Raw genomic sequence first — 18,504 nt, 5'->3', positions numbered from 1 at the left:
TTGGGTAACACTAACTGGAGGACCGAACCGACTACCGTTGAAAAGTTAGCGGATGACCTGTGGATCGGAGTGAAAGGCTAATCAAGCTCGGAGATAGCTGGTTCTCCTCGAAAGCTATTTAGGTAGCGCCTCATGTATCACTGTAGGGGGTAGAGCACTGTTTCGGCTAGGGGGTCATCCCGACTTACCAAACCGATGCAAACTCCGAATACCTACAAGTGCCGAGCATGGGAGACACACGGCGGGTGCTAACGTCCGTCGTGAAAAGGGAAACAACCCAGACCGTCAGCTAAGGTCCCAAAGTTATGGTTAAGTGGGAAACGATGTGGGAAGGCTTAGACAGCTAGGAGGTTGGCTTAGAAGCAGCCACCCTTTAAAGAAAGCGTAATAGCTCACTAGTCGAGTCGGCCTGCGCGGAAGATGTAACGGGGCTCAAACCATACACCGAAGCTACGGGTATCACCTTCGGGTGATGCGGTAGAGGAGCGTTCTGTAAGCCTGTGAAGGTGAGTTGAGAAGCTTGCTGGAGGTATCAGAAGTGCGAATGCTGACATGAGTAACGACAATGGGTGTGAAAAACACCCACGCCGAAAGACCAAGGTTTCCTGCGCAACGTTAATCGACGCAGGGTTAGTCGGTCCCTAAGGCGAGGCTGAAAAGCGTAGTCGATGGAAAACAGGTTAATATTCCTGTACTTCTGGTTATTGCGATGGAGGGACGGAGAAGGCTAGGCCAGCTTGGCGTTGGTTGTCCAAGTTTAAGGTGGTAGGCTGAGATCTTAGGTAAATCCGGGATCTTAAGGCCGAGAGCTGATGACGAGTGTTCTTTTAGAACACGAAGTGGTTGATGCCATGCTTCCAAGAAAAGCTTCTAAGCTTCAGGTAACCAGGAACCGTACCCCAAACCGACACAGGTGGTTGGGTAGAGAATACCAAGGCGCTTGAGAGAACTCGGGTGAAGGAACTAGGCAAAATGGCACCGTAACTTCGGGAGAAGGTGCGCCGGTGAGGGTGAAGGACTTGCTCCGTAAGCTCATGCCGGTCGAAGATACCAGGCCGCTGCGACTGTTTATTAAAAACACAGCACTCTGCAAACACGAAAGTGGACGTATAGGGTGTGACGCCTGCCCGGTGCCGGAAGGTTAATTGATGGGGTTAGCTAACGCGAAGCTCTTGATCGAAGCCCCGGTAAACGGCGGCCGTAACTATAACGGTCCTAAGGTAGCGAAATTCCTTGTCGGGTAAGTTCCGACCTGCACGAATGGCGTAACGATGGCGGCGCTGTCTCCACCCGAGACTCAGTGAAATTGAAATCGCTGTGAAGATGCAGTGTATCCGCGGCTAGACGGAAAGACCCCGTGAACCTTTACTATAGCTTTGCACTGGACTTTGAATTTGCTTGTGTAGGATAGGTGGGAGGCTTTGAAGCGTGGACGCCAGTTCGCGTGGAGCCATCCTTGAAATACCACCCTGGCAACTTTGAGGTTCTAACTCAGGTCCGTTATCCGGATCGAGGACAGTGTATGGTGGGTAGTTTGACTGGGGCGGTCTCCTCCTAAAGAGTAACGGAGGAGTACGAAGGTGCGCTCAGACCGGTCGGAAATCGGTCGTAGAGTATAAAGGCAAAAGCGCGCTTGACTGCGAGACAGACACGTCGAGCAGGTACGAAAGTAGGTCTTAGTGATCCGGTGGTTCTGTATGGAAGGGCCATCGCTCAACGGATAAAAGGTACTCCGGGGATAACAGGCTGATACCGCCCAAGAGTTCATATCGACGGCGGTGTTTGGCACCTCGATGTCGGCTCATCACATCCTGGGGCTGAAGCCGGTCCCAAGGGTATGGCTGTTCGCCATTTAAAGTGGTACGCGAGCTGGGTTTAGAACGTCGTGAGACAGTTCGGTCCCTATCTGCCGTGGACGTTTGAGATTTGAGAGGGGCTGCTCCTAGTACGAGAGGACCGGAGTGGACGAACCTCTGGTGTTCCGGTTGTCACGCCAGTGGCATTGCCGGGTAGCTATGTTCGGGAAAGATAACCGCTGAAAGCATCTAAGCGGGAAACTTGCCTCAAGATGAGATCTCACTGGAACCTTGAGTTCCCTGAAGGGCCGTCGAAGACTACGACGTTGATAGGTTGGGTGTGTAAGCGCTGTGAGGCGTTGAGCTAACCAATACTAATTGCCCGTGAGGCTTGACCATATAACACCCAAGCAATTTGCGTCGAAGAGACCAGATTGCGGTGTGTGAAGACGAAACGAACCGAAAGTTCGATGTTCACAAACACCGAAAGCTGTCACATACCCAATTTGCTGAAGCGAGGCCACAAGGTCACGAGTCAGTACCCGAATTTCTTGACGACCATAGAGCGTTGGAACCACCTGATCCCATCCCGAACTCAGCAGTGAAACGATGCATCGCCGATGGTAGTGTGGGGTTTCCCCATGTGAGAGTAGGTCATCGTCAAGATTAAATTCCGAAACCCCAATTGCGAAAGCAGTTGGGGTTTTGTTTTGCCCGCAGGAAAAGCATCTGCTTGATTTCTATGCAACAGCCCGGGTCATGGATATTATTCGGGCCTCATTGTGAGGGCGAGACCTGCATGTTGACGTTGTTGAACCTCCTGAAAGATGGCCGATTCCATTCTGGTCAGGATCTTGGCGCCGCCTTGGGAATAAGTCGAAGTGCGGTATGGAAACAGCTTCAGCATCTTGAGGCTGAGCTTGGCTTGTCCATTCATAAAGTGCGAGGACGAGGCTATCAATTGGCTGTTCCATTGACGCTACTCGACTCTCGAGCAATATCGGCAATGGCGCCAGATTGGCCGGTGATGGTCTTGGATTCGGTCGACTCGACAAACGCTGAGGCCTTGCGGGCGATTGGCCAAGGTAGTTTGGCGCCCTTTTTGGTGCTCGCGGAACGCCAAGTCTCTGGTCGTGGGCGAAGAGGTCGCAAGTGGGTAAGTCCCTTTGCAGAGAATCTTTATTACAGCCTTGTCCTGCGTATTGATGGTGGAATGCGCCAGCTCGAGGGCTTGAGTCTTGTTGTTGGGTTGGCTGTCTTGCAGGCTCTGAGAAATTTTGGAGTGCCAGGTGCGGGATTGAAGTGGCCCAACGATGTCTTGGTGGGTAACAAGAAGATTGCCGGCATTCTCCTTGAACTCGTTGGTGATCCGGCAGACGTTTGCCATGTGGTGCTGGGTATTGGTGTAAATGTGAACATGCAAGTGGCTGATGAAGTTGGCCAGCAATGGACTTCGATTCGGCTTGAGTCAGGTAGGAGTACTGACCGTAACTCCCTGGTGGCAGAGCTTAGTAAGCAGTTAAGTGTTTATATCCGGCGCCATCAAGTGGATGGTTTTTCGGCTCTCCAGGCGGAATGGGAGGCGAACCATTTGTGGCAGGATCGCTCTGTGTCATTGATTGCGGGTTCCAGTCAGATAGATGGTGTTGTGCTCGGAATCGATAGTCAGGGTGCGCTGCGCCTGAAGGTGGATGGTGTGGAAAAAGTCTTTAATGGTGGTGAGCTCAGCCTGAGGTTGCGTGATGATTCTTGAGCTCGACTGTGGGAACAGCTTCATTAAGTGGCGAGTACTGAAGGCTGCACTTGGCGCTGTCTTTTCCGAAGGGGTTGTCGACTCTGATCTCGCATTGCTAGACAGTTTGAAAGCTCTCAATGGGCTTGAGCTTCGTAAGTGCCGCGTGGTCAGTGTCAGGACTGCGGAGGAGACTGATGCCTTGATCGCTATTATCGAGCGTGAGTTTGGTATTTCGGTGGTGTGCGCGAAGCCCGCACGTGAAATGTCCGGTGTCAAAAACGGTTATGAAGAGTACGAGCGTCTAGGGCTGGATCGATGGCTGGCCATGCTTGGCGGGTTTCATCTCGCATCAGGCGGCGCTTGCCTGGTGCTTGATTTCGGTACGGCAGTGACTGCAGATTTTATTGCTGCGGGTGGTGAGCATCTTGGTGGTTTTATTTGCCCCGGAATGCCTTTGATGCGAAATCAGTTGCGTACGCATACCCGTAAGATTCGCTATGGAGATCTGGCGGCTGAGCGCGCGCTGTCAAGCAATGCGCCTGGGCGGACCACTGCTGAGGCGGTGGAGCGCGGGTGTTCATTGATGTTGCGAGGTTTCGTATTGACACAGTTGGAACTGGCGCGCTCTTACTGGAGAGAAGACTTCGCAGTCTTTATAACTGGGGGGGATGCTGAATTGGTTGCAGCTGTCGCCCCTGAGGCCCGAGTCGTTCCTGACCTGGTGTTTGTGGGGCTGGCTATGGCGTGTCCTTTTTCCTGAGGTTTGTATGCGTTGGTTGTTCCTCCTGCTTCTTGTTCTTAATGTTTTCTATTATGTCTGGCATCAGCAGGAGGCGCCCTTGCGGGCGAAGGATGTAACGCCTCTTAGTTTGTATCGAGGTTCCCAGCAAGACATTCGCTTGCTCAGTGAAACGACGAGCAATGTTCGAGAGGGGCAGGGAGGGCGTCGGCAAGAGTGTCTGTTCCTTGGTGGTTTTTCTCGACAGGAGTCGATTACGGCGCTCCGGCAGCGTTTGGCTGAAATGGGAGTCGATGTAAAATCTTCGTCGAGGGATTCTTCTGGGGCTGGTTATTGGTTGTCTGTTTCGCCTCAGGGCCAGCGTTTGCTGGGGGATGCCCAGCTCCAAAACCTTTCCAACGAATTCAATGAGTTAAAACATAAAATAATGCTGTGTGAGGGGGTTGCACCTACTGAATAGTTTGCATAGAATGGCGCCCGCTCCACAGCGAAGACCTAAGTAGGGATTCAAAATGAAGCGATGTCAACGCAGCTAACCTCAGGTTTTTAAATGAGAAAATGCTTGACAGGGGTTTGGCATAGTATAGAATGCCGGCCTGATTAGGAGGGGTTCCCGAGCGGCCAAAGGGATCAGACTGTAAATCTGACGTCTACGACTTCGAAGGTTCGAATCCTTCTCCCTCCACCAGATTTAAGCGTGAGCTGCAGGCTCCGCGGGTATAGTTTAGTGGTAGAACCTCAGCCTTCCAAGCTGATGATGCGGGTTCGATTCCCGCTACCCGCTCCAAGTTTGCAGGTTGTGCAAAGTGTTTTGCTCTTGTAGCTCAGTTGGTAGAGCACACCCTTGGTAAGGGTGAGGTCAGCGGTTCAAATCCGCTCAAGAGCTCCATATAACAAGGCAGATATGAAAATATCTGCCTTTGTTTTAATGGCTGATATTGTTTGTCTAATTTCTTCTGTTGAGGGTGATATCGATGGCTAAGGAAAAATTTGATCGTTCCCTGCCCCACGTCAACGTTGGGACCATTGGTCACGTTGACCACGGTAAAACCACTCTGACTGCTGCTCTGACTCGCGTTTGCTCGGAAGTTTTCGGTTCCGCAATCGTTGACTTCGACAAGATCGACAGCGCACCAGAAGAAAAAGCTCGCGGTATCACCATCAACACCGCACACGTTGAGTACAACTCGAAGATCCGTCACTACGCTCACGTTGACTGCCCAGGTCACGCTGACTATGTGAAGAACATGATCACTGGTGCTGCTCAAATGGACGGCGCTATTCTGGTTTGCTCGGCCGCTGATGGTCCGATGCCGCAAACCCGTGAGCACATCCTGCTGTCCCGTCAGGTAGGCGTTCCGTACATCGTGGTTTTCCTGAATAAGGCTGACCTGGTAGATGACGCAGAGCTGCTGGAACTGGTTGAGATGGAAGTTCGTGACCTGCTGTCCACCTACGACTTCCCGGGCGATGACACTCCAATCATCATCGGTTCGGCTCGTATGGCTCTGGAAGGCAAAGACGACAACGAGATGGGCACCACTGCCGTCAAGAAACTGGTTGAGACTCTGGATGCTTACATCCCAGAACCAGTTCGTATGATCGACAAGCCATTCCTGATGCCAATCGAAGACGTATTCTCGATCTCGGGTCGCGGTACTGTTGTGACTGGTCGTATCGAGCGCGGTATCGTTCGCGTTCAGGATCCGCTGGAAATCGTTGGTCTGCGTGACACCACTGTTACTACTTGCACCGGTGTTGAAATGTTCCGCAAGCTGCTCGACGAAGGTCGTGCTGGCGAGAACTGCGGCGTTCTGCTGCGTGGTACCAAGCGTGATGACGTTGAGCGTGGTCAGGTTCTGGTTAAGCCGGGTTCGGTTAAGCCGCACACCAAGTTCACCGCAGAAGTTTACGTTCTGAGCAAGGAAGAAGGCGGTCGTCACACTCCGTTCTTCAAAGGCTACCGTCCACAGTTCTACTTCCGTACTACTGACGTGACTGGTAACTGCGAGCTGCCAGAAGGCGTTGAAATGGTAATGCCAGGTGACAACATTCAGATGACTGTTACCCTGATCAAAACCATCGCGATGGAAGACGGTCTGCGTTTCGCTATCCGTGAAGGCGGTCGTACCGTCGGCGCTGGCGTCGTGGCTAAAATCATCGAGTAAGTAGTTGTAATGTATTTTTCGGGCCGGCATAATGGTCGGCCTGATTTTGTTTTAGGTCAGTAGCTCAATTGGCAGAGCGACGGTCTCCAAAACCGTAGGTTGGGGGTTCGATTCCCTCCTGACCTGCCAGATTCACTTGGTGTGTCTGGCTTTCTTTTCACAGGATCTTCATAGATGACTCCTAAAGCTGAAGCTCAAGGCTCTCGCTTCGATCTGCTCAAGTGGCTTGTAGTTGTCGCTTTGGTGGTTGTTGGCGTTGTTGGCAATCAGTATTACTCTGCTTCGCCGATCCTGTACCGTGTACTCGCTTTGCTTGCCATTGCTGCTGTAGCTGCCTTTGTAGGCCTGCAGACTGCTAAGGGCAAGTCTTTCTTTGTACTCGTTAAGGAAGCTCGCACCGAGATTCGTAAAGTCGTGTGGCCAACTCGCCAAGAAACCACGCAGACCACCCTGATTGTGGTGGCTGTTGTTCTGGTTATGGCGTTGCTGTTGTGGGGGCTTGATTCCCTGCTCGGCTGGCTTGTTTCCTTGATTGTCGGCTAAGGGTGTCCCGTGGCTAAGCGTTGGTATGTTGTGCATGCTTACTCGGGTTACGAGAAGCATGTGATGCGCTCGCTGATCGAGCGCGTAAAGCTGGCTGGCATGGAAGATGGCTTCGGCGAGATTCTGGTTCCCACTGAAGAAGTGGTTGAAATGCGCAATGGCCAGAAGCGCAAAAGCGAACGTAAGTTCTTTCCAGGCTATGTGCTGGTTCAGATGGATATGAACGAGGGTACTTGGCACTTGGTCAAGGATACTCCTCGGGTGATGGGTTTCATCGGCGGTACCGCTGATAAGCCTGCGCCGATCACCGATAAAGAGGCGGAAGCAATTCTGCGTCGCGTCGCTGATGGTAGCGACAAGCCTAAGCCGAAGACTCTCTTCGAGCCAGGTGAAACGGTGCGAGTCAATGACGGTCCATTTGCTGATTTCAATGGCGTTGTTGAAGAAGTTAACTACGAAAAGAGCCGGATCCAAGTGGCAGTGCTCATTTTCGGTCGCTCTACCCCGGTAGAGTTGGAGTTCAGTCAGGTCGAAAAGGTCTAACTGGACAAGCATCCCAACCCCGCAGCCCTAGGCTGTGGGGTTTTGTCGTCACTGGGATAAACGCGCAAGTAACCGGGGAGCCTTTCGAGGCGTTCGAACCCGTAATTGGAGTGCCTCATGGCCAAGAAAATTACCGCTTACATCAAGCTGCAAGTGAAGGCCGCTCAGGCTAACCCAAGCCCACCTGTTGGTCCTGCTCTGGGTCAGCACGGCGTGAACATCATGGAATTCTGCAAGGCTTTCAACGCCCGTACTCAGGGTCTTGAAGCAGGTCTGCCGACTCCAGTGATCATCACTGTCTACAGCGACCGTAGTTTCACTTTCGAAACCAAATCCACCCCTGCTTCGGTTCTGCTGAAGAAGGCGGCCGGTCTGACCAGCGGTTCCGCTCGTCCGAACACCGTTAAGGTTGGCACTGTTACCCGTGCTCAGCTGGAAGAAATCGCGAAAACCAAAAACGCGGATCTGACTGCAGCTGATATGGATGCAGCCGTGCGTACTATCGCCGGTTCTGCTCGTAGCATGGGCCTTAACGTGGAGGGTGTGTAATGGCTAAGCTGACCAAGCGTCAAAAGGCTATCGCCGGCAAAATCGAAGCAGGCAAGGCCTACAACATTGTAGACGCCGCTGCTCTGCTGGCTGAGCTGTCGACTGTCAAGTTCAGCGAGTCGTTCGACGTTGCTGTAAACCTGGGTGTAGATCCGCGTAAATCCGACCAGGTTGTTCGTAGCGCTACTGTGCTGCCACACGGCACTGGCAAGACCGTTCGCGTTGCTGTGTTCACCCAGGGTCCAGCTGCTGAGGCCGCTCTGGCTGCCGGCGCTGACCGTGTAGGTATGGACGACCTGGCTGCCGAAATGAAAGGCGGCGACCTGAACTATGACGTAGTGATCGCATCCCCGGATGCAATGCGCGTTGTAGGTCAACTGGGTCAGATCCTCGGTCCACGTGGTCTGATGCCTAACCCTAAGGTTGGTACCGTAACTCCAGACGTAGCTACCGCGGTTAAAAACGCTAAAGCTGGTCAGGTTCGTTATCGCACCGACAAAAACGGCATCATTCACACCTCCGTTGGCAAGATGGGCTTCGACGCCGTCAAGCTGAAGGAAAACGTTGAAGCCCTGATCGCTGATCTGAAGCGTATCAAGCCAGCTTCTTCGAAAGGTATCTATGTCAAGCGCGTTACCCTGAGCACCACTATGGGTCCAGGTCTGGTTATCGATCAGAGCTCGCTGGACGCGTAAGACAAAGGTTGGCGCGATTGTTCGCGCCAATCGAAAGATTGGGGTCCCTGCCTGGCGGGGGCTATCCAAGACCGTAGGCGACGCAAGTCTTAAACCATAAGCCTACGCAGATGGTGCTCCCGGTTCCTTACCGAATCAGACACCAAAACGACATTCGGTTTCGATCGAATGAAACGGTAACAAGCAGGAGTTAAACCCGTGGCAATTAATCTCGAAGACAAGAAGGCCATCGTCGCTGAAGTCAACGAGGCTGCCAAAGTCGCTCTGTCCGCTGTCGTGGTTGATGCACGTGGCGTAACAGTAGGCGCAATGACCGGACTCCGTAAAGAGGCTCGTGAAGCTGGCGTTTACGTACGTGTTGTACGTAACACCCTGCTCAAGCGCGCTGTTGCTGACACTCAATACAGTGTCCTCAACGACGTGTTCACCGGCCCGACCCTGATTGCATTCTCGAACGAACATCCGGGCGCTGCTGCCCGTATCTTCAAAGAGTTTGCCAAGGGTCAGGACAAGTTCGAGATCAAGGCAGCTGCGTTCGAGGGCAAGTTCCTCGCAGCTAATCAGATCGACGTACTGGCAACCTTGCCGACCCGTGACGAAGCAATTTCTCAGCTGATGAGCGTGATTCAAGGCGCTACCAGCAAATTGGCTCGTACTCTGGCGGCAATTCGCGACCAGAAAGAAGCTGCCGCAGCCTAAGGCTCGTCAACTTCTCGCGTTTTTTGTTTATTTCGATGGTCGCGTAGGCCGTCCCCCAATTCAGGAATTGAGTCATGTCTCTGACTAACGAACAAATCATCGAAGCAATCGGCCAGAAATCCGTAGTGGAAATCGTTGAGCTGATCAAAGCGATGGAAGAAACCTTCGGTGTTACCGCTGCTGCTGCTTCGGCTGGTCCAGCTGCTGCTGCCGCTGTTGTTGAAGAGCAAACCGAGTTCAACGTTGTTCTGCTGGAAGCTGGCGAGAAGAAGGTTAACGTGATCAAGGCAGTTCGCGAGCTGACTGGTCTGGGCCTGAAAGAAGCCAAAGAGAAAGTAGACGGCGCTCCTCAGGTTGTAGCTGAAGGCGTTTCGAAAGAAGCTGCTGAAGACGCCAAGAAGAAGCTGGAAGAAGCAGGCGCTAAAGTCGAGCTGAAATAAGTATCGACTTTGCTCCTCCAGCCCGAGCGTCAAGCGACAGGCTGATGGCTGGTGGCTCTTGCCACCGGCCTTTTTCCGTTATTGGCAGCCGACTGGGTCGGTGCTGATAAGGGCGCTGTAACCACCCGATGCGGTGGAGCAAACCATGGGGTTTGCACGATTTTCTGGCTGCTCCCGTCGGGAGGGGCCAAACAAGCAGGTGACCAAGCTGGGGAACGCTGATGGCTTACTCATATACTGAGAAAAAACGTATCCGCAAGGACTTTAGCAAGTTGCCGGACGTCATGGATGTGCCTTACCTCCTGGCCATCCAGCTGGATTCGTATCGTGAATTCTTGCAAGCGGGAGCGACTAAAGATCAGTTCCGCGACGTGGGCCTGCATGCGGCCTTCAAATCCGTTTTCCCGATCATCAGCTACTCCGGCAATGCTGCGCTGGAGTACGTCGGTTATCGCCTGGGCGAACCGGCATTTGATGTCAAAGAATGCGTATTGCGCGGTGTAACTTTCGCCGTACCTTTGCGGGTAAAAGTGCGCCTGATCATTTTCGACAAAGAATCGTCGAACAAAGCGATCAAGGACATCAAAGAGCAAGAAGTCTACATGGGGGAAATCCCCCTGATGACTGAGAACGGTACCTTCGTAATCAATGGTACCGAGCGTGTAATCGTTTCCCAGCTGCACCGTTCCCCGGGCGTGTTCTTCGACCACGACCGCGGCAAGACGCATAGCTCCGGCAAACTGCTGTACTCCGCGCGCATCATTCCTTACCGCGGTTCGTGGCTGGACTTCGAGTTCGACCCGAAAGACTGCGTGTTCGTGCGTATCGACCGTCGTCGCAAGCTGCCGGCATCGGTACTGCTGCGCGCGCTCGGCTATACCACTGAAGAAGTGCTGGACGCTTTCTACACCACCAACGTTTTCCACCTGAGCGGCGAAACCCTCAGCCTGGAGCTGATTGCTTCGCGTCTGCGTGGTGAAATTGCGGTTCTGGACATTCAGGACGAGAAGGGCAAGGTCATTGTTGAAGCGGGCCGCCGTATTACCGCGCGCCACATCAACCAGATCGAAAAAGCCGGCATCAAGACTCTGGAAGTACCTCTGGACTACGTCCTGGGCCGTACTACCGCCAAGGTCATCGTGCACCCGGCTACCGGCGAAATCCTGGCAGAGTGCAACACCGAGCTGAACACTGAAGTCCTGGCGAAAATTGCCAAGGCTGGTGTTGTTCGCATCGAAACTCTGTACACCAACGATATCGACTGCGGTCCGTTCGTCTCCGACACGCTGAAGATCGACTCCACCAGCAACCAATTGGAAGCGCTGGTCGAGATCTATCGCATGATGCGTCCAGGCGAGCCGCCAACCAAAGACGCTGCCGAAACCCTGTTCAACAACCTGTTCTTCAGCCCTGAGCGTTATGACCTGTCTGCGGTCGGCCGGATGAAGTTCAACCGTCGTATCGGTCGTACCGAGATCGAAGGTTCGGGCGTGCTGTGCAAGGAAGACATCGTCGCGGTATTGAAGACTCTGGTCGACATCCGTAACGGTAAAGGCATCGTCGATGACATCGACCACCTGGGTAACCGTCGTGTTCGCTGCGTAGGCGAAATGGCCGAGAACCAGTTCCGCGTTGGCCTGGTACGTGTTGAGCGTGCGGTCAAAGAGCGTCTGTCGATGGCTGAAAGCGAAGGCCTGATGCCGCAGGACCTGATCAACGCCAAGCCAGTGGCTGCAGCGGTGAAAGAGTTCTTCGGCTCCAGCCAGCTCTCGCAGTTCATGGACCAGAACAACCCGCTGTCCGAGATCACCCACAAGCGTCGTGTCTCTGCACTCGGCCCTGGCGGTCTGACTCGTGAGCGCGCAGGCTTTGAAGTCCGTGACGTACACCCGACTCACTACGGTCGTGTATGCCCGATTGAAACGCCGGAAGGTCCGAACATCGGTCTGATCAACTCCTTGGCTGCTTACGCTCGCACCAACCAGTACGGCTTCCTGGAAAGCCCGTACCGCGTGGTGAAAGAGGGTGTGGTCACCGACGAGATCGTGTTCCTGTCCGCTATTGAAGAAGCCGATCACGTGATCGCGCAGGCTTCGGCGACCATGAACGACCAGAAAGTCCTGATCGACGAACTGGTAGCCGTACGTCACCTGAACGAATTCACCGTTAAGGCGCCTGAAGAAGTCACCTTGATGGACGTTTCGCCGAAGCAAGTAGTTTCGGTTGCAGCGTCGCTGATCCCGTTCCTCGAGCACGACGACGCCAACCGTGCGTTGATGGGTTCGAACATGCAGCGTCAAGCTGTACCAACCCTGCGCGCTGACAAGCCGCTGGTAGGTACCGGCATGGAGCGTAACGTAGCTCGTGACTCCGGCGTTTGCGTCGTGGCTCGTCGTGGCGGCGTAATCGATTCCGTCGATGCCAGCCGTATCGTGGTTCGTGTTGCTGATGATGAAGTTGAAACCGGCGAAGCTGGTGTCGACATCTACAACCTGACCAAATACACCCGCTCGAACCAGAACACCTGCATCAACCAGCGTCCGCTGGTGAGCAAGGGTGATCGCGTTCAGCGTAGCGACATCATGGCCGACGGCCCGTCCACCGACATGGGTGAACTGGCACTGGGTCAGAACATGCGCATCGCGTTCATGGCATGGAACGGCTTCAACTTCGAAGACTCCATCTGCCTGTCCGAGCGTGTTGTTCAGGAAGACCGTTTCACCACGATCCACATTCAGGAACTGACCTGTGTGGCCCGTGACACCAAGCTTGGCCCAGAGGAAATCACTGCGGACATCCCGAACGTGGGTGAAGCTGCACTGAACAAGCTGGACGAAGCCGGTATCGTTTACGTAGGTGCTGAAGTAGGCGCAGGCGACATCCTGGTGGGCAAGGTCACTCCGAAAGGCGAGACCCAGCTGACTCCGGAAGAAAAACTGCTGCGTGCGATCTTCGGTGAAAAAGCCAGCGACGTTAAAGACACCTCCCTGCGCGTGCCAACCGGTACCAAAGGTACTGTCATCGACGTACAGGTCTTCACCCGTGACGGCGTTGAGCGTGATGCTCGTGCACTGTCGATCGAGAAGTCCCAGCTGGACGAGATCCGCAAGGATCTGAACGAAGAGTTCCGTATCGTTGAAGGCGCGACCTTCGAACGTCTGCGCTCCGCTCTGGTGGGCCACAAGGCTGAAGGCGGCGCCGGTCTGAAGAAGGGTCAGGACATCACCGACGAAGTACTCGACGGTCTTGAGCATGGTCAGTGGTTCAAACTGCGCATGGCTGAAGATGCTCTGAACGAGCAGCTCGAGAAGGCTCAGGCCTACATCGTTGATCGCCGCCGTCTGCTCGACGACAAGTTCGAAGACAAGAAGCGCAAACTGCAGCAGGGCGATGACCTGGCTCCAGGCGTGCTGAAAATCGTCAAGGTTTACCTGGCAATCCGTCGTCGCATCCAGCCGGGCGACAAGATGGCCGGTCGTCACGGTAACAAAGGTGTGGTCTCCGTGATCATGCCGGTTGAAGATATGCCGCACGATGCCAATGGCACCCCGGTCGACGTCGTCCTCAACCCGCTGGGCGTACCTTCGCGTATGAACGTTGGTCAGATCCTTGAAACCCACCTGGGCCTCGCGGCCAAAGGTCTGGGCGAGAAGATCAACCGGATGGTCGAAGAGCAGCGTAAAGTCGCTGAACTGCGCACCTTCCTGGACGAGATCTACAACCAGATCGGCGGTCGTAACGAAGATCTGGACAGCTTCTCCGATCAGGAAATCCTGGATCTGGCGAAGAACCTGCGTGGCGGTGTTCCAATGGCCACTCCAGTGTTCGACGGCGCCAAGGAAAGCGAAATCAAGGCCATGCTGAAACTGGCAGACCTGCCGGAAAGCGGCCAGATGCAGCTGACTGATGGCCGTACCGGCAACAAGTTCGAGCGTCCAGTTACCGTTGGCTACATGTACATGCTGAAGCTGAACCACTTGGTAGACGACAAGATGCACGCGCGTTCTACCGGTTCGTACAGCCTGGTTACCCAGCAGCCGCTGGGTGGTAAGGCGCAGTTCGGTGGTCAGCGTTTCGGGGAGATGGAGGTCTGGGCACTGGAAGCATACGGTGCTGCTTACACTCTGCAAGAAATGCTCACAGTGAAGTCGGACGATGTGAACGGCCGTACCAAGATGTACAAAAACATCGTGGATGGCGATCACCGTATGGAGCCGGGCATGCCCGAGTCCTTCAACGTGTTGATCAAGGAAATTCGTTCCCTCGGCATCGATATCGATCTGGAAACCGAATAACACGTGACGCGAATCGAGAGCGGGGCAGGATTGCCCGCTCTCTGCTCCGCCAGGAGGAAAGGCCTTGAAAGACCTACTGAATTTGCTGAAAAACCAGGGTCAAGTCGAAGAGTTCGACGCCATCCGTATCGGATTGGCCTCGCCTGAGATGATCCGCTCATGGTCGTTCGGTGAAGTTAAAAAGCCGGAAACCATCAACTACCGTACGTTCAAACCTGAGCGTGACGGCCTGTTCTGCGCCAAGATCTTTGGCCCGGTAAAGGATTACGAGTGCCTGTGCGGTAAGTACAAGCGCTTGAAGCACCGTGGTGTGATCTGCGAGAAGTGCGGCGTTGAAGTTGCGCTGGCCAAGGTTCGTCGTGAGCGCATGGCGCACATCGAACTGGCTTCGCCGGTTGCCCACATCTGGTTCCTGAAATCGCTGCCGTCCCGTATCGGCTTGCTGATGGACATGACCCTGCGTGATATCGAACGCGTTCTCTACTTCGAGAGCTATGTCGTTATCGATCCAGGCATGACCACTCTTGAAAAAGGTCAGCTGCTGAACGACGAGCAGTACTTCGAAGCGCTGGAAGAGTTCGGTGATGACTTCGACGCCCGCATGGGGGCTGAAGCTGTCCGTGAACTGTTGCACGCTATCGACCTGGAACACGAGATTGGCCGTCTGCGTGAAGAAATTCCGCAAACCAACTCCGAAACCAAGATCAAGAAGCTGTCCAAGCGTCTGAAGTTGATGGAAGCCTTCCAGGGTTCCGGCAACCTGCCAGAGTGGATGGTGCTGACCGTTCTGCCGGTTCTGCCGCCAGATCTGCGTCCGCTGGTCCCGCTGGATGGCGGTCGCTTCGCGACTTCCGACCTCAACGATCTGTATCGTCGAGTGATCAACCGTAACAACCGTTTGAAGCGCCTGCTGGATCTGTCCGCTCCGGACATCATTGTGCGCAACGAAAAGCGTATGTTGCAGGAAGCTGTCGATGCTCTGCTCGACAACGGTCGTCGTGGCCGCGCTATCACCGGTTCGAACAAGCGTCCTCTGAAATCCCTGGCTGACATGATCAAGGGTAAGCAGGGTCGTTTCCGTCAGAACTTGCTCGGTAAGCGTGTTGACTACTCCGGTCGTTCGGTAATTACCGTAGGCCCGACCCTGCGTCTGCACCAGTGCGGTCTGCCGAAGAAGATGGCTCTCGAGCTGTTCAAACCGTTCATTTTCGGCAAGCTGGAAATGCGTGGTCTCGCGACCACCATCAAAGCAGCCAAGAAAATGGTCGAGCGCGAGCTGCCAGAGGTTTGGGACGTTCTCGCTGAAGTGATTCGCGAACACCCGGTTCTTCTCAACCGTGCACCGACCCTTCACCGTCTGGGTATCCAGGCGTTTGAACCGGTACTGATCGAAGGTAAGGCTATCCAGCTGCACCCTCTGGTCTGCGCCGCGTACAACGCCGACTTCGACGGCGACCAAATGGCCGTGCACGTACCGCTGACGCTGGAAGCCCAGCTCGAAGCGCGTGCGTTGATGATGTCGACCAACAACATTCTGTCGCCAGCCAACGGTGAGCCAATCATCGTTCCGTCGCAGGACGTTGTATTGGGTCTGTACTACATGACTCGTGAAGCGATCAACGCCAAAGGCGAAGGTCGTGTATTTGCGGATTTGCAGGAAGTTGACCGTGTGTTCCGTGCCGGCGAAGCCGCACTACACGCCAAGGTTAAGGTTCGTATCAACGAAACCGTCAACGACCGTGACGGCAACAGCGTAAGCGGCACCCGTATCGTCGACACCACTGTCGGCCGTGCACTGCTGTTCCAGGTTGTGCCAAAAGGTCTGTCGTACGACGTCGTCAACCTGCCGATGAAGAAAAAGGCGATCTCCAAGCTGATCAACCAGTGCTACCGCGTGGTTGGTCTGAAAGAGACCGTGATCTTCGCTGACCAGTTGATGTACACCGGTTTCGCTTACTCGACCATCTCCGGCGTTTCCATCGGTGTTAACGACTTCGTTATCCCTGACGAGAAAGCCCGCATCATCGGTGCTGCCACCGACGAAGTGAAAGAGATCGAGAGCCAGTACGCCTCCGGCCTGGTAACCCAGGGCGAGAAGTACAACAAAGTGATCGACCTTTGGTCGAAGGCGAACGACGAAGTTTCCAAGGCAATGATGGCCAACCTCTCGAAAGAGAAGGTTATCGACCGTCACGGCGTTGAAGTCGATCAAGAGTCTTTCAACTCGATGTACATGATGGCCGACTCGGGTGCGCGGGGTTCCGCAGCACAGATTCGTCAGCTGGCCGGTATGCGTGGTCTGATGGCCAAGCCGGACGGTTCCATCATCGAAACGCCGATTACTGCGAACTTCCGTGAAGGTTTGAGCGTACTTCAGTACTTCATCTCCACTCACGGTGCTCGTAAAGGTCTGGCGGATACCGCGTTGAAAACTGCGAACTCCGGTTACCTGACTCGTCGTCTGGTAGACGTGGCGCAGGATCTGGTTGTAACCGAGATCGATTGCGGCACCGAACACGGTCTGCTGATGACTCCGCACATTGAAGGCGGTGACGTTGTAGAGCCGTTGGGTGAGCGCGTATTGGGTCGTGTTATTGCCCGTGACGTATTCAAGCCAGGTACCGAGGACGTTATCGTTCCGGCCGGTACTCTGGTAGACGAGAAGTGGGTCGAGTTCATCGAGTTGAACAGCATCGACGAAGTGATCGTGCGTTCGCCGATCAGCTGCGAAACCCGCTATGGCATTTGCGCCAAGTGCTACGGCCGTGATCTGGCTCGTGGTCACCAGGTGAACATCGGTGAAGCGGTCGGCGTTATCGCTGCCCAGTCCATCGGTGAGCCGGGTACCCAGCTGACGATGCGTACGTTCCACATCGGTGGTGCGGCTAGCCGTACTTCCGCAGCTGACAGCGTTCAGGTGAAGAATGGCGGTACCGTCCGTCTGCACAACCTGAAGCATGTTGAGCGAGTGGATGGTCACCTGGTTGCTGTGTCCCGTTCCGGTGAGCTGGCGATCGCTGATGACTTCGGTCGTGAGCGTGAGCGTTACAAGCTGCCGTACGGTGCTGTGATTTCGGTTAAAGAAGGTGACAAGGTCGACGCTGGCGCAATCGTGGCCAAGTGGGATCCGCACACTCACCCGATCGTTACCGAAATGAAAGGTACCGTGACCTACGTGGGCATGGAAGAAGGCATCACGATCAAGCGTCAGACTGACGAATTGACCGGTATGACCAACATTGAAGTACTCGACGCGAAAGATCGTCCAGCTGCGGGCAAAGAAATCCGTCCAGCAGTGAAGATGGTCGACGACAACGGCAAGGATCTGTTGCTGCCAGGCACTGACGTTATCGCTCAGTACTTCCTGCCAGCCAACGCCCTGGTCGGTGTGGCTGACGGTGCGAAGATTGCGATCGGTGATGTTATCGCTCGTATCCCGCAAGAAACTTCGAAGACCCGTGACATCACCGGTGGTCTGCCGCGTGTTGCCGACTTGTTCGAAGCTCGTCGTCCGAAAGAGGCGTCGATTCTGGCTGAGGTCAGCGGCACCATCGCGTTCGGTAAAGAGACCAAAGGCAAGCGCCGTCTGGTTATTACCCCGAACGACGGTAGCGATCCGTACGAAGAGCTGATTCCGAAGTGGCGTCACCTGAACGTGTTCGAAGGCGAACAGGTAAACCGCGGCGAAGTTATCTCCGACGGCCCAAGCGATCCGCACGACATCCTGCGTCTGTTGGGTGTGAGCGCGCTGGCCAAGTACATCGTTAACGAGATTCAGGACGTTTACCGTCTGCAAGGCGTGAAGATCAACGATAAGCACATCGAGACCATCCTGCGTCAGATGCTGCGTAAAGTTGAAATCGCTGAATCCGGCGATTCGAGTTTCATCAAGGGCGACCAGATGGAACTGACTCACGTACTGGTAGAAAACGAGCGTTTGGGCGGCGAAGACAAGTTCGTCTCCAAGTACACTCGCGTTCTGTTGGGTATCACCAAGGCGTCGTTGTCCACCGAATCGTTCATCTCGGCAGCTTCCTTCCAGGAAACTACCCGCGTACTGACCGAAGCGGCAGTCACCGGCAAGCGCGATTACCTGCGTGGCCTGAAAGAAAACGTAGTCGTGGGTCGTCTGATCCCGGCCGGTACCGGTCTGGCATATCACAGCGAGCGCAAGCGTCGCCGTGATGCTGACAAGCCGTTGCGCGTAAGCGCCAGTGAAGTGGAAGCTGCACTGACCGAAGCGCTGAACTCGAGCGGTAACTGAGTTCTGCGGTAAATGAGCGTAAGGCCCTGATCGCTCCG

Annotated in this window: 12 protein-coding genes, 4 tRNA genes and 2 rRNA genes (1 of these 18 running past the window's edge); all 18 read left to right on the top strand. The window is 54.6% G+C overall.

The features are described from left to right. Positions 1 to 2,195 (top strand): 23S ribosomal RNA (locus tag AB4N74_RS20810) (it extends 699 nt beyond the left edge of the window). A 151-nt stretch (positions 2,196 to 2,346) separates the two neighbouring features. Beyond that, positions 2,347 to 2,462 (top strand): 5S ribosomal RNA (gene rrf, locus AB4N74_RS20805). A 133-nt stretch (positions 2,463 to 2,595) separates the two neighbouring features. Beyond that, entirely contained in the window at positions 2,596 to 3,549 is a 954-nt protein-coding gene (gene birA / locus AB4N74_RS20800; protein ID WP_460097078.1) for a bifunctional biotin--[acetyl-CoA-carboxylase] ligase/biotin operon repressor BirA, read from the top strand. Further along, positions 3,539 to 4,291 (top strand): pantothenate kinase, encoded by a 753-nt coding sequence (locus AB4N74_RS20795; RefSeq protein WP_093434397.1) that lies wholly within the window; start codon positions 3,539 to 3,541, stop codon positions 4,289 to 4,291. The genes birA and AB4N74_RS20795 overlap by 11 nt, the downstream gene beginning before the upstream one ends. Positions 4,292 to 4,298: 7 nt before the next feature. After that, complete coding sequence (locus AB4N74_RS20790) at positions 4,299 to 4,730, top strand: hypothetical protein (protein ID WP_460097076.1); 432 nt, start codon at positions 4,299 to 4,301, stop codon at positions 4,728 to 4,730. A 143-nt stretch (positions 4,731 to 4,873) separates the two neighbouring features. Continuing rightward, a tRNA-Tyr gene (locus tag AB4N74_RS20785) sits at positions 4,874 to 4,958 on the top strand. Positions 4,959 to 4,983: 25 nt separating this feature from the next. Beyond that, a tRNA-Gly gene (locus AB4N74_RS20780) sits at positions 4,984 to 5,057 on the top strand. A gap of 26 nt (positions 5,058 to 5,083) precedes the next feature. Beyond that, positions 5,084 to 5,159, top strand: a tRNA-Thr gene (locus AB4N74_RS20775). Between the two features lie 85 nt (positions 5,160 to 5,244). Further along, positions 5,245 to 6,438 carry an elongation factor Tu gene (gene tuf / locus AB4N74_RS20770; protein WP_064361246.1) on the top strand — a complete coding sequence of 398 codons (1,194 nt, stop codon included), beginning with the start codon at positions 5,245 to 5,247 and terminating at the stop codon, positions 6,436 to 6,438. Between the two features lie 53 nt (positions 6,439 to 6,491). Beyond that, positions 6,492 to 6,567, top strand: a tRNA-Trp gene (locus tag AB4N74_RS20765). Between the two features lie 45 nt (positions 6,568 to 6,612). Continuing rightward, a complete protein-coding gene (gene secE, locus AB4N74_RS20760; protein ID WP_009045851.1) occupies positions 6,613 to 6,981 on the top strand; it encodes a preprotein translocase subunit SecE in 369 nt (122 codons plus the stop codon). Positions 6,982 to 6,990: 9 nt separating this feature from the next. After that, positions 6,991 to 7,524 carry a transcription termination/antitermination protein NusG gene (gene nusG / locus AB4N74_RS20755; protein WP_007957598.1) on the top strand — a complete coding sequence of 178 codons (534 nt, stop codon included), beginning with the start codon at positions 6,991 to 6,993 and terminating at the stop codon, positions 7,522 to 7,524. A gap of 117 nt (positions 7,525 to 7,641) precedes the next feature. Continuing rightward, positions 7,642 to 8,073: a 50S ribosomal protein L11 gene (rplK, locus tag AB4N74_RS20750; RefSeq protein WP_003228756.1), complete on the top strand. Its 432-nt coding sequence runs from the start codon at positions 7,642 to 7,644 to the stop codon at positions 8,071 to 8,073. Next, entirely contained in the window at positions 8,073 to 8,768 is a 696-nt protein-coding gene (gene rplA / locus AB4N74_RS20745) for a 50S ribosomal protein L1 (protein WP_007916481.1), read from the top strand. Before rplK ends, rplA begins: the two co-directional genes overlap by 1 nt. A 198-nt stretch (positions 8,769 to 8,966) precedes the next feature. Beyond that, on the top strand, positions 8,967 to 9,467 hold the full coding sequence (gene rplJ / locus AB4N74_RS20740) for a 50S ribosomal protein L10 (RefSeq protein WP_008081912.1): 501 nt from the start codon (positions 8,967 to 8,969) through the stop codon (positions 9,465 to 9,467). A gap of 74 nt (positions 9,468 to 9,541) precedes the next feature. Beyond that, positions 9,542 to 9,907 carry a 50S ribosomal protein L7/L12 gene (gene rplL / locus AB4N74_RS20735; protein ID WP_003228750.1) on the top strand — a complete coding sequence of 122 codons (366 nt, stop codon included), beginning with the start codon at positions 9,542 to 9,544 and terminating at the stop codon, positions 9,905 to 9,907. A gap of 221 nt (positions 9,908 to 10,128) precedes the next feature. Next, positions 10,129 to 14,202 carry a DNA-directed RNA polymerase subunit beta gene (gene rpoB, locus AB4N74_RS20730; RefSeq protein WP_093442653.1) on the top strand — a complete coding sequence of 1,358 codons (4,074 nt, stop codon included), beginning with the start codon at positions 10,129 to 10,131 and terminating at the stop codon, positions 14,200 to 14,202. A gap of 64 nt (positions 14,203 to 14,266) precedes the next feature. Further along, a complete protein-coding gene (rpoC, locus tag AB4N74_RS20725; RefSeq protein WP_034156498.1) occupies positions 14,267 to 18,466 on the top strand; it encodes a DNA-directed RNA polymerase subunit beta' in 4,200 nt (1,399 codons plus the stop codon). Positions 18,467 to 18,504 lie beyond the last annotated feature (38 nt).

It is taken from the genome of Pseudomonas sp. H3_C08, from assembly GCF_054669455.1.
The sequence above is the reverse complement of the archived record's forward strand: the minus strand, read 5'-3'. Positions and strand labels throughout refer to the sequence as shown.